The following is an 11,733-nucleotide window of genomic DNA, read 5'->3' as shown; positions in this document are numbered from 1 at the left end:
TGACCGTCCAAACGTTTAAGCGAACAGCATCGACCTTTCGTTCGAGTGCGAGTTCTTCTGCCACCTGCATCAACTGGCGACCGATTCCTGATGAACGATGGGAAAAGGCGACACCGACGTCAGTGATGTTCAAGATTCGGACAGGCGTAAACCGGTCGGGTGCCGGTGCCGTCCACTTGCCAAACAAGTAACCAATGAGTGTTTCTCCATCGAGCACTGTCAGACAGAGGTGTTGTTCTGCTTCTATCATCTGACTTAAAGACTCTAGCGTGTATGGTGTCGTTACATCTGGGTGAAAGTGAGGCGACAACCGCTTGTGATGCGCGAATGTCTCTGCCGTCAGTGTAAGCAGGGCAGGGAGGTCTGAAGTACAGCTAGTGCGGATCATCAAGAAGCGATCACTCCGATCATCGATTTTGTTTGAGTACTTCGGCGACAAGTCCCGACACGTACGGACTGCCACGATCTTCTTTTTCGACTGACTCGATCATGATGGCAACGAGAAGATCTTTTTTGTCGTTGTCGTATCCAACGAAGAAGCCATTCTCTTTGCCGTCGGTTTCGCCTGCCTTTTTCAATTCTGCCGTACCTGTCTTACCGGCAACATCGACTTCTTTGATATCAGCCGGAAGCGTATAACCGTTATGAACGACATCATACAAATCATCGCGGATCATCTTCGCGTCGTCTGCGTCGAGTAAATCCTTCTTAAAGACTTGCTTCGTTTTTTCCTCTTGTAAGAGTGTCGGACGATAGATTGTTCCATCCGTCAGGAAAATTTCATACATCGATGCTAAGTGTAGAATGTTCGTCAACATCTGACCTTGTCCGTAAGACGTGTCCATCAGCTGTCCATCAGAAGAAATCGTCCCGTCGTTTGAGATCTGTGAGGCACGTAAGGGGTACGTGAACGGTAGCTTTTCACCGTATCCGAGCGCTTCAAGACCAGACGTAAATGCTTTCGTTCCGACTTGTTCGAGTGTCGAACGGGCGAAATAGATGTTGTCGGAATAGACGAGCGCATTATGCAGATTGACCGGGGCCGGTGTCTCATGAATGCGGGTGACGTTAAAACCATCGATCTTATTTTTCAGCCCATTGATTGTGTAGGCTTTTTCCGGGTCGAGCGTTCCGATCTTTAATCCGACAGCAGCCGTCAATGGTTTTTGAGTCGAACCGGGTGCGAAGGCACTTGTGAATCGGTTCAATAATGGCTGGTCCGGGTCCTGCGTCAGTTCATCGAGTCGTGCCTGTGAGATTCCTGACATGAATTCAGAAGGATCAAAGCCAGGAGAGCTGAGTAAGACACGGGTCTCGCCGGTCTGCGGATCAATCGCTGATGCTGTTCCGGGATCATCCTGCATCGTTTCATAAGTCTTTTTTTGAAGAGTGGCATCAATTGTCAACGCAATATCTTCGCCATCTGTCGGTTTCGTTTCGGCAACAGTAACGTTTGAGCCGTCTTTTTTCTGTAAAGTGATTGTCGCACCGGCTTTACCACGTAAGCGCTCATCGAGTACTTGTTCAAGTCCACGTTTCCCGACTTGCTCGCCAGCTTGGATTTGATTTTTTGATTGTTTAATCTCGTCTGCTGTCGCTGAACCGATATATCCAATCAAATGAGAGGCTGCTTTACCAAGTGGATACGTTCGGACTTCCGTTTCTTGGACACTGATTCCAGGAATGTCACGCAATTTTTCAACCATTGCTTCGTCGGTCATCGTTTTGAGCGGAACGAACTGTCCATCTTTGACCCAACTTGCCTTTAAGGAATCTTCGACTGAAGAGGTCGAGCGGTCGAGCAATTCGGCAACTTTCTCGACGTCTTTTAATTGTCCGGCTGTCGCGCCGACAGCAAATCCTTTTCCAGAGGTTGCGAGCGGTTTCTCATTCGAATCGAGTAAATCACCACGTTTGCCTTCAACGGTTTGTAGCTGGACTTTGTCGTCCTTTTTAAAATCCTTTAGGACAAAAGAAGTATCCCAGTCGATGAACCAGTTTTCGGTCTCACCTTGTTTCTCGAATGTCAGTGGAACTTGTTTATCGTAGGCAACGGTTCCTGCAACTGTATCAAAGGAAATCCGCACGGGAAGGGACGCTTTTTCGTCATCCGTTGCTTCCTCCGCTTTCTTTCGTTCGACGGATAACTTTTGAATATCAAGTGATTTCGACAATTGTTTCGTTCGCTCGATGAATTCTTTTTTACCGTATTCTTTTTTAGTAGCTGTACTCGCGTACGTATACATTTTATCGTAGTCCTGTTTCTCCCAAAGTTTGATATAGGCATCAAGACGTTCTTCAGGTGTCGGTTGATCTTGGCAACCGGCAAGCAGAGTCACGCCGAAAGATGCCGATAGAATCAAGGGAATGGTTCGTTTCATATGATTCGCCTCCTATATGCATGAGAGCCATGCATATACCGTACCACTCCTGTCAGAAGATTTCATCTGAAACAAAAAACCGGACTTCTCAAGATGAGAAGTCCGGCGAATCTGATTCAGTTGAAGTAATTGAGTGGATTAACGCTGTTTGCTGCAGATGTTCCACTGTAGACGTAAGAGCCGCGGTGCATTTCAAAATGCAAGTGAGCACCAAAGGCATTTCCTGTCGCGCCGACTGTCCCGATTTTTGTTCCTTTAGCAATCGTTTGTCCAACAGAAACAGCACGGCTGTTCATATGTGCGTAAACTGTCGTGTACTGGATGCCGTTAACCGTATGCGTCATCATGACATGATTACCGTATGCACCGTAGTAACGAGACGTGATGACCTTTCCAGCAGCTGAAGCATAGATGGGTGTACCCGTCGGAGCACCGATATCAATACCATTGTGGAACGTGTAACCATAAACACCGCTTGCCGCACCGTATCCTTGTGTGATCGGACCGCTTGCTGGACGCGAAAAACCAGTCGTTGCTTTTGTTGAAGTCGTCGTACTGTACTTTTTAACATATGTAGAAGAAACGTAGCGTGATGCGCCGCCGTATGAAATTTTTGTCCATGAACCAGAAACACCGAGATAATTGAATGTCTGTCCTGTATTGACGCTACCGACGATTTTATAAGCCGTTGATGGACCTGTCCGGACGCGTAGTCCGTCTGCCATGACTTTTACTTTATATGTCGTTGCGGCCTCAACTTTCGAAGCACTCGTTGTAGCAAAACCTGAAACTACCAAAGCTGTCATTGTCATTGTTGTAAGCAAACGTTTCATTAAGTGTATTTCCTCCTTAAAAATCTGAAGCGCCAGAACTGATCATTACAAAATTGTAAGATTTTATGCATATTTATTTATTTTAAAGAATGATTTTTCGCCTGAGATGATTATAGCATCGTCAATAACACAAAAATATTTCAAATATGTTTCAAAATTACGCTTTGTTAACATATATTGTAATGGATTTTAAAGTAAAAAAAGAAACCGACAAATCGTCGATTTCTTTTTTTACTCGTATAACGTTAGTCAGCAGAGAATGGTGAATATACAGTGAGATGTTGAGGAAGTACCTCGACAGTCACAGGAACATGACCTGCCGTATCACCATCGGCATTGATTGGTAACTCTTCTTTCGAACGAATCTCGACACGTGTCGTCGTGAAGTGTTCGATTTGATCCGCCTTTGATAACCCACCCGTGATGAGTTTAGGTAATGCTTGAAGCGCATCAAAGAATCCGAGCTTCGTAATGATGAATCCATGCAGTAATCCATCGTCGACTTTTGCTTCTTCCGCAAACGATTCGAATCCACCAACGGAATTCGTCAAGGCGATGATTAACAAGTGGGCTTCTCCATCAAATTGTTTTTCGGCAGAGTTGATTTCGATTGGATAAGGACTATGATCCTTAAAGGCTTTCAGACCTTCAATGAAATAAGCGACCGATCCAAGTGACGTTTTCTGTTCGATGCTCACTTCTTCGACGGCTTCCGCAATCAGACCAACCGCAATGACGTTCATGAAGTAATGATCATCATATTTACCGATATCAAGCGGGCGGGCAGGGGCATCAGCTAATATCTGAATCGCCTCTTCGGGGTCCGTCGGGATGTGTAACGCGCGTGATAAATCATTGACCGTCCCAAGCGGTACGATCCCGAGTGTTGGACGATGTGGTTGCTCGGCAATTCCAGTAATGACTTCATTGACCGTTCCATCACCACCCATGGCGATGACGGCGTCGTAATTAGACTGGGCGGCATGACGTGCGAATTCCGTTGCATCGTGTTCTTTTTCCGTGAATCGAACGTCGACGGTTTGAAAGCGAGTAGCAAGCGTCTCTTCAGCGAGCGTCGCGTGTTTTTTTCCGAGTTCTTTACCAGAAGACGGGTTGATGATCAACATAGCTTGAGACAAGATGAATTCCTCCTTCGGGGCAATCTGTTGACTTTTTCCCTGTCCGATGAAAACATAATCCAAATTCTTTTTTACAAATAAAAACACCGAGTAGGCGCATGGCTTCCTCGGTGTTGAAGTTTGAACTCAGAGTTAAATCATTGTGATGGCGGCACTTCACCAGCAGCAGGACGAGCTTCTTCTTCAACGTCCCAACACTCCGTATTTTCAATCCCGAGTGCTTTTGCTGAGAAGACAGGATCGAGTCCCTGTTTCCGTTGTTCCTGATAATCTTTGATGACTTTGAGAGCGATGCCGCTCAAGAGGAGGATCGCTGTCATATTGATTAATGTCATGCCTGCCATGAAGAGATCGGCAAAACTCCATACCATACCGAGGCTGAGAACAGATCCGATGAAGACGAAGCCCATTGTCGCAATCCGGAAACCGAAGACGGCTGCTGGACTTTGTTTGATGAACTCGATGTTCGTCTCACCGTAGTAGTAACTACCAACGATCGAACTAAAAGCAAATAAGAAGACGCTGAGTGCGATGAATGGTGGGGCAATTGCACCAAATTCTTCGGAGAGCGCGTTTTGCAACATGCCGATTCCTTCGCCATTTCCAGCCGCATAACTATCACTGAGGAGAATAATCGTTGCTGTCGCTGTACAGACGATCAACGTATCAAGGAATACACCAAGTGTTTGTAAGAAACCTTGTTTTGCTGGGTGAGAGACTTCAGCCGCCGCCGCAGCGTTTGGAGCAGACCCCATTCCCGCTTCGTTTGAGAACAATCCGCGTTTGACACCGAGTGAGATTGCAGCACCGACCGAGCCACCGAATGCTTGCTCGATTCCGAAGGCACTTTTGAAAATCATTGCGAACACACCAGGAAGTTCCGTCAGGTTCGTAACGACGACATAAAGAGCAGCAATCAAGTAGAGACCTGCCATGATAGGAACGATGATTGCAGAGAACTTCGCGACACGGTGGACACCACCAAAGATGACGAGTCCCGTCAAGACGACGAGTGCTGCGCCGACGACAGCTGTGTTGATACCGAACGCATTGTCAAAGGCAGCGGCAATCGTGTTTGATTGAACGGAGTTGAAGATAAGGCCGAACGTCACAGCAATCAAGATTGCAAAGACGATTCCGAGAGCTCGGTTCTTCAAGCCTTTTTCGATGTAGTAGGCAGGACCACCACGGTATGCGTTCGATTTCGTATCGCGTACTTTATAGACTTGAGCCAGTGTACTTTCGATGAGAGCCGTCGCGCCCCCTAAGAGAGCGACCATCCACATCCAGAAGACGGCACCTGGTCCGCCGAGTGTGACGGCAATCGTGACACCGGCAAGGTTACCCGTACCGATCCGTGTCGCAGCACCGATGAAGAATGACTGGAGAGAAGTGATGCTTTCTCCTTTATCGTCTGTTGTTTGTTCACTTTTATCGAGCGTGACGCGGAACATCTCTTTTAAGTAAGTGAATTGGATGAAGCCAGTTCGGATGGTGAAGTAGATCCCGCCGCCGATCAATACAGCGATTAATACATACGACCATAAAATGTTGTTAGCGTAATCGACACTTCCTTGAATGACTTGCTGAATGGCGTTCATGATGGTGTATTCCTCCCAAAGAATAATAAAAACTATACGCTAAATTATACGAATTTTCTGAAAATAATCAACAACAAAATAAAATAAAATTTTAAAACTTAATAAGGTTAGCTAAAAAACCGTATGCTGAAATCTTGTGAATGAACGAAAAAACTGCCACTCTCGGTATCGAGAGTGACAGGCAAGTAAAGCTAAATCATCCATACTGTAGCAACTGTTCGTATAGGTCATCGAGTTGCTGTTGGATGCTTTTAGAAACGGTATCGGTCGGTTTTTCACGTTTTGTTAATTTCTGTTCAAGCCGCTCGATCTGCACTTCTAACTCGTATTGTGACAAGCGTTTTGGTTTTTGAGGGGTTACGTGGAGTGAGGAAGACGTAGCGAACTCAGTACGCTTCTGTTGAGCATACGTATACGTACCATGATAACGCGTCAGACCATTTTCGAGCCACAGGATCTGCGGAAAAAGCCGATTCAAGAAATAGCGGTCGTGTGAGACGGCAATCAATGTACCAGAAAAATTCTCGAGTGCTTCTTCGAGTGTCTCTCTTGATTCAATATCGAGATGGTTCGTCGGCTCATCGAGAATCAAAACGTTGATCGACGAATGAACGAGTACGGCAAGCTGCAATCGAACACGTTCTCCTCCGCTTAGTGACAAAATAGACCGAAAGACAGTCGGTCCAAAAAACAGGAACCGGGCAAGAATATGGCGGGCTTCCGCTTCTGGAACGGCAATGCGGTCTCTAAACCAGTCGATTAAGCGAGCATCCTCCTCGAAATGGGCATGCTGGGACAAGTAACCGATCCGGTTCGATGGTCCACGCGTGAGCGTGCCTGCGTCTGGTGACAATTCATCAAGCAACAGTGCGAGCAACGTCGATTTCCCGCTCCCATTCGTTCCGACGATCGCGACCCGATCTTGAGCCATGATTTCGAACGAGACAACATCGAAAATGCGACGGGAATCGTAAGCGAAAGAGAGCTCTTCAGCGCGAAAGACGACTTGACTCGTATGATCGGTAGAAGAAAAAGAGACATCAGCGGTTTTGGCTTCGAGTTGCGGTCGTTTGATCCGTTCGATTCGCTCGAGTGCCCGCTCCATCGATTTTGCTTTACGGAATAATTTCTCACTCGGTGGAGATGCTTCGTTTGCCCACTGCCGTAGTCGACGAATCGCTTCCTTCATCTTCTTGATTTTTTTCTGTTGTTCCTGATAGGCGTGGAACTGTTCCATCAAGCGACGTTCTCGTTCGACGACGAACGCACTGTAGTTCCCTAGATAGGAGGTCAGTTCACCATCTTCAAGCTCGACGATCGAGGTGACGACGGCGTCTAAGAAGACCCGGTCGTGAGAGACGAGCAGGATAGTTCCAGTGTAGTCCCGTAAGAATTGTTCTAACCATTCAACGGCAGCTAAATCAAGATGGTTCGTCGGCTCATCAAGGATTAGGAGGTGTGGTTCCATCAGCAACATGCGACCGAGGCAAATCTTAGTTTGCTCACCGCCGCTCAACTGATGGAAAGGGCGAGTGAGTAACGGACGTAAATGTAATCCGTTCACCATGCGCTCGATCTTCGAGTCGAGTAGATAGCCATCTTTTTGTTCGAATGCATTTGTCGCTTCCGCATATCGAACGAGTAGTGCATCCAGATCATCTGGCGCTGTCGCCATCAAAAGCTCCAACTGTTGCATCCGAGAACGGATTGCGAGGATCTCTTCAAACGCCGTCCAAAGGACGTCGAGTCCGGTCATCGTTTCGGCATAAGTGGGAAGTTGTTCCAAGTAGCCAATCGTCAAACCGTTCTTTTGATAGATGACGCCACCGTCCGGTTGGTCAAGGCGAGCAAGTAAGCGGAGTAATGTCGTTTTACCACTCCCGTTTCGTCCAATCAGACCGACACGATCGTGTTCGTTTAAGAAGAGGGAAACGTCCGTTAAGATCGTTTCGCCTCCGAATTGTTTTGTCAGATGTTGAATGTCGCAAATCATCATAATGAGTTGATCCTTTCGCGCGCATTAAAAAAGGAGAGCGCAAATAGCACTCTCCCTAGTGTGTGAAAGATGCGCTTTGCTGTATTTTTCAATCATGAAGTTCTAAAAAGGGCAGACGGGTGCCTTAGAACGCCATTCCATGAAAAATCGCGCGCAACAGATACAATTGTTCCATTAACCAATGTTTGCACGCAGCAAAGTCCATCATTTCACACCACCTTTCGTTTCAGATACAATCAGTTTACCATTATCTTGTTAATTGCGGAAGTCTGAATTATTTGAACACACCAGCAATCGAGCTGAAGAAGTCACTCAGACCATCAAATAATTTAGCGAAGAATCCTTTTGTCTCCTCGGACGTTGCAAACGCATGGATGTCTTGACCAGCATTTTTTAGTCCACTCTCGATTTGCCCCCAGTTGATGTTCGCTTGCTCCATTTGATTGAATAGATTCGTCAACCGATCCATCTGTGCATCAGACAGTTGGATGTTGTTGTTTTGAATGACTTGGACGATCAGGTTTTCGATCTCGACTTTTGTTTCCGGTTTTTGATTCGCGATTTCGGCCTTGATCTCATTCATCAAATCAGCGACTTTATCTGTCCCGACTGTCTTCCCGACGTCTGAAGTGACCGATAATTCTTGCTGTGCTAAATCTTTCCGTTCGTCACTCAGCTTGATTCCGGTCTCAGCCGAAGTTTGATCATAGGCTTTCATGATTCCTGTCAGTGCTGATGTTCCAGTCACTTTATAAGGAGAAGTGATCGTGATGTCGGCATCTTTGACACCTGCCGTGACGAGAGCGTTCAAGTACATATCCTTCGTCACCCACGTAATGTTTTCCGTCGCAACGGAAAGTCCGTCACCTTTTTCCGTCAATTCGATTTTAGCGGATGAATACATGTTGCCACCTTTTTGCGACTGGGGAATGTTTTTCCCGAGATATTTTTCTTCGTCAGCAGAAGTGGCGATGATCGGCGTGATGCCTTCCGGTGCATTGAGACGGGAAAGCACCCAAGCCTTATCCTTTGCGCCGAGCGACTCCCCGAGAGTGACGATTGTTTTATCAACGACTTGCTCAGCGGATGCGGCTGTCGGAAGTAATAAAGCAGAAGCGATAACGGCTGACGCCATGATTTTTGTTGGTGTATGCATAATGAATTCCTCCAATTGTAAGTAACAGAATGAACTATAGTATCAGGTACTAAAATTAGTGTACGAGAACGAAAGGAGTTCGGAATCGGTCTGTAGATGGAGACGATATCCGCCTTCTGACACTCCATAGTATAGCGAAAAGAGGACAACTTGACTTCCATTTTCAGCATGCTATAGTGGATTTGAATCGAATAATGACCACTAGGGGAGTCGGTTGACCGACTGAGACGAACGAAGACGTTCGGACCCTTTGAACCTGATTAAGTTCGTACTTACGGAGGGAAGTGGCGTCAAGTCTTGTTCTTCTTGCGCCATGCCCGTGTGTTTCGGGGTGGTGTTTTTTCGTTTCATAAAAAAGAGGAGGATGAGATCATGACATTCACACAAGAAATCAAGCAAGCGGCACAAGCGTATTGGGACAGTAGTTTTACCCACCCATTCGTTCAAGGAATCGGGGAGGGGACGTTACCGCTCTCGAAATTTCGGCATTACGTCATGCAGGATGCCTATTATTTAAAACACTTTGCGAAGATTCAAGCGAAGGCAGCGTCAAAAGCAGACGACTTCGCGACGATCGCGACACTTGCCGAGCATGCTACTTCGACTTACGAGGCAGAGTTGAGCTTACATCAATCATTTTTTGAGCCGCTCGGTATCACAGAAGCAGATCTTGAAGCATTTGAACCGGCACCGACAGCATATGCTTACGTCTCCCACATGCATCATGCGAGTGAAGGGACGCTTGGTGAGACGATTGCTGCCATCTTGCCATGTTACTGGTTGTATTATGAAGTTGGACAACAATTATTGACGTGTACACCGGATGAAAAAATCTATCAGCAATGGATCGACACATATAGTTCGGAATGGTTCGAAAAGGTCGTCTTTGAACAGATTGCACGGCTTGATGCGTTGGCGGAACAAGCAAGCTCGGCTGAACGAGAGCGGATGAAACGGCATTTCGTGACGAGCTGTTATTATGAGTTGCTGTTTTGGCATATGGGATGGACGGAAGAAACGTTTACGTCGATTTACGAGACGATTCCAGCATGGACGGTATCTTCTTAAACGGATAGATGGTAGAATTAGGTATAACATTTAGCGGAAGTAGGGGTAGAAATGGAGATCATCGTGATCGTACTCGCAATCAGCGCCGCGTATGCCGTGCAACGAATGCTGGGTAAAGTCAAAGTAAGATTTATTGGATATATCATTCCAACTTTAATCGTGTTGTCCGGTATATCCGCTACGACTCGAAACTTCAAGGTAGCATATAGCATGGGGAGCTACATTTCTGCTGTTCTTGTCATTGTCGTCTATGCATTACTGACCTATTGGTTATACCGCGTCTACCATCGTGCGAAAGAAGAAGCGGAATATCCGTATCAATCATTAAAAGACCGAGGCATCCTTTAAAGGGGGCTCGGTCTTTTGTGTATCATGTTCTCATTTTTTCCAGTTTTTAAAGCCATCACCGAATTCGAGATGCAGTTGATCGGTAAAGACACCGTTCTGAAAGACCGGCACATCAACTGGTAAGGTGCCTTGCGGTTTGAACGTTCCGAAAATTGCTCGAATACCAGCAGGGAGGTTCGGTCCCGCTGATTTCAGATTGCCTGCTTCAGAGTCCGGTCCGTTCGGATCCTCTTTAAAACCATAGACGAGGACGTGTGCCGGTGCGTCCGGTTGAACGGCGACATCGTATGGATTACGGAGACTGAGCAAGACGGATGGTGTATTTGTTTGTTTCGCATACCGGAAGATTGAAGCTGGAATCGCTTGCTCTGGTGCAGTAGGCAGTAGTTTGGCACTCGTATTGACGTTTGAACCAACGATGATGTAATCTGCTGCATCGAGTTGTGCCCGTAGTGTCGGGTTTTGGTCGAGCGGTAGCGTAGTAGCCGAGTAATTCGCTGTCGTTACGTGCCAGTTCCGGTTCTTAGGCAGGGAAGCAATCGTCTTTTTCATGCTGTCCGTTTGATCCGTCGCAGGGGCGATCACAAGAACGTTTGCATTCTTTTTCGGCTTGAAGGGTAACGTCCGCTGATCATTTTTCAGGAGTGTGACCGCGGCTTCCGTCATCGCGCGTTCTTTTGCTTTATGTTCGGGACTACCGACGATTTGGTTCGCTTGCGCGAGTTTATCAGCTAAGGATGTCGTATCCGTCGTGCCATTCCATATTCCGCGTTCTGCCTTCAGCGTCAGGATCCGCTCGACCGATTGATCAATCCGTTCCTCTGACAGACGTCCGTCTTTGACTGCCGCAATCACGTCCTTAAAAATCTGGTCGAGTTTTATGACATCCTGCTCGGAACGAAGAATCGTCGGCATGAGCGCGATGTCGACACCGGCGTCAAATGTTTTCAGAACGGCTTCTGATTCCGTAAAATTGTCGGCGATCGCCTGCATATTCAATGCATCCGTGATGACGATGCCATCGTAGCCGAGTTTTTCGCGCAGTACGCCCGTGATGACGTCATCCGACAATGTCGCAGGTAAAGGGAAAGTGCCGTTTTTTGACGTGACGACTTCAGACTCGATTGTCGGCATTCCGATGTGTCCTGTCATGATCATATCGATGTCTTCGGCGATGGCTCGCTTGAACGGGACGAGCTCGACTTGTTCCA

The 11,733-nt window shown here is 46.9% G+C and carries 10 protein-coding genes and 1 riboswitch; of the genes, 2 read left to right on the top strand and 8 right to left on the bottom strand.

Going from position 1 to position 11,733, the window contains the following annotated elements:
• From B4F99_RS08775 to B4F99_RS08745, 7 genes are all read right to left on the bottom strand, one after another.
• The coding region (locus B4F99_RS08775) for a GNAT family N-acetyltransferase (RefSeq protein WP_290756927.1) at positions 1–388 on the bottom strand (388 nt) is incomplete at its 3' end.
• 19 nt (positions 389–407) lie between these two features.
• The gene (locus B4F99_RS08770; RefSeq protein WP_290756924.1) at positions 408–2,381 is read right to left on the bottom strand and encodes a penicillin-binding transpeptidase domain-containing protein; all 1,974 of its coding nucleotides are present in this window, start codon (positions 2,379–2,381) and stop codon (positions 408–410) included.
• 116 nt (positions 2,382–2,497) lie between these two features.
• Complete coding sequence (locus B4F99_RS08765; protein ID WP_035409046.1) at positions 2,498–3,214, bottom strand: peptidoglycan DD-metalloendopeptidase family protein; 717 nt, start codon at positions 3,212–3,214, stop codon at positions 2,498–2,500.
• Between the two features lie 245 nt (positions 3,215–3,459).
• A complete protein-coding gene (locus tag B4F99_RS08760; protein WP_035409044.1) occupies positions 3,460–4,353 on the bottom strand; it encodes a diacylglycerol/lipid kinase family protein in 894 nt (297 codons plus the stop codon).
• A 137-nt stretch (positions 4,354–4,490) separates the two neighbouring features.
• Positions 4,491–5,954, bottom strand: a complete 1,464-nt coding sequence (locus B4F99_RS08755) for an alanine/glycine:cation symporter family protein (protein WP_064300273.1) — start codon at positions 5,952–5,954, stop codon at positions 4,491–4,493.
• A 196-nt stretch (positions 5,955–6,150) separates the two neighbouring features.
• A complete protein-coding gene (abc-f, locus tag B4F99_RS08750; RefSeq protein ID WP_290756917.1) occupies positions 6,151–7,950 on the bottom strand; it encodes a ribosomal protection-like ABC-F family protein in 1,800 nt (599 codons plus the stop codon).
• A 274-nt stretch (positions 7,951–8,224) separates the two neighbouring features.
• Entirely contained in the window at positions 8,225–9,106 is an 882-nt protein-coding gene (locus tag B4F99_RS08745; RefSeq protein WP_214855133.1) for a DUF1002 domain-containing protein, read from the bottom strand.
• Positions 9,107–9,299: 193 nt separating this feature from the next.
• A riboswitch (TPP riboswitch) is annotated at positions 9,300–9,406 on the top strand.
• Positions 9,407–9,478: 72 nt separating this feature from the next.
• On the opposite strand from B4F99_RS08745, the gene tenA reads away from it, so the two are divergent.
• Positions 9,479–10,174, top strand: a complete 696-nt coding sequence (gene tenA, locus B4F99_RS08740; protein WP_290756914.1) for a thiaminase II — start codon at positions 9,479–9,481, stop codon at positions 10,172–10,174.
• Between the two features lie 51 nt (positions 10,175–10,225).
• Positions 10,226–10,522, top strand: coding sequence for a hypothetical protein (locus B4F99_RS08735; RefSeq protein WP_290756911.1), 297 nt, complete (start codon positions 10,226–10,228; stop codon positions 10,520–10,522).
• Between the two features lie 30 nt (positions 10,523–10,552).
• Here the strand turns inward: B4F99_RS08735 and B4F99_RS08730 are convergent.
• Positions 10,553–11,733, bottom strand: a 1,181-nt coding sequence (locus tag B4F99_RS08730; protein ID WP_290756909.1) for a glycoside hydrolase family 3 N-terminal domain-containing protein, incomplete at its 5' end; no start/stop codon positions are given.

This window comes from Exiguobacterium sp. UBA3491 (assembly GCF_002377745.1).
Lineage (GTDB): Bacteria > Bacillota > Bacilli > Exiguobacteriales > Exiguobacteriaceae > Exiguobacterium_A.
Note: the sequence above shows the minus strand (reverse complement) of the source record. Positions and strands in the feature narration are given on the sequence as shown.